Genomic DNA, 1,007 nt, shown 5'->3' with positions numbered 1-1,007 from the left:
GGCGGAGGCTGCGGCCGCGATGTCGCCCAAGGTTCCTCGCCGGGGGCAGACGTCCGGCGCCTGAGCCCGCCCTCGGGATCTCGCCAGGGAGCGCTGTGACGCCACTGAGTGGCGGCGACGCCCTGGGCCGGCACCGGCCCCCCTTCGACCCGAGCCACCCCTATGCCCTGCAGACCTCGGTGCCGGCACCGAGGTGACCTTGCGGATCGACGTGAACCGGCTGCACGTGCTCATCGGCGGCGCACGGCACAAGACACTTCCCTCGAAGCTGTCCGGCCGTGACCTGCGCGCATTGCTGGCATGCGGGGATGCCAGCCCCGCCGGACCCTGGGCCGACGAGCCGGGCCCGGCCGACACCACGGCGGTGGAGGTGGACCGCACCGTCAACCCGGTCGGCTACATAGGCCTGGGCGGCGACCGCTGCAACATCGGCTGGGCCTTCGCCGGACAGCGGGTCACCCTCAGGCTGGACGGCACCGTCATGCAGGTCCTCGACGAACAGCGCCTCCTGCTGGCAGCACTGCCCTGCCTGCTGTCGGCCACCGCCTGCGGCCGCCTGCGCGGAGCCAGACCAGCCGGGCCGCCCCCGACCGTCCCGCCACCCGCTCCGCAGATCGCCGAGCGGACCGTCAGCAGCATCGGCGGCTTCGTCGTCGCAGGCCAGCGCATCCAACTCGGACGGGCCTACGCCCGCCAGGTCGTCACCGCCCACCTGGACGACGACGTCATCCGCGTCTTCCACGGCGACGACCTGATCACCGCCGTTCCCCGCACCACCACCAAGGGGGTGGTCGTCCGCAAGTCCGGGGAGTACTCAGACGAAAGATCGTCTAGGACAGACGTCAAGCATCACCCGACGCCGAACCGTCAAGCATCACCTGAGACCCGACAGCTTGTTACCGGAAGCTGATCAGCGGCATGATCTTGACCATGTCTGATCTGCCCTCTCGCCTTTCCGTAGTGACCCTCGGCACTCGTGACCTGCCAAGGTTGCGCCGGTTCTACCG

Annotated in this window: 1 pseudogene; it reads left to right on the top strand. The window is 70.0% G+C overall.

What is annotated here, in order from left to right:
• Positions 1–112 precede the first annotated feature (112 nt).
• A pseudogene (locus ACFU5F_RS42505) lies at positions 113–834 on the top strand (IS481 family transposase); the annotation flags it as partial.
• Between the last annotated feature and the right edge of the window lie 173 nt (positions 835–1,007).

The organism is Streptomyces sp. NPDC057438 (assembly GCF_042802995.1).
GTDB lineage: Bacteria > Actinomycetota > Actinomycetes > Streptomycetales > Streptomycetaceae > Streptomyces.
This window is presented reverse-complemented; position numbering and strand designations above follow the sequence as displayed.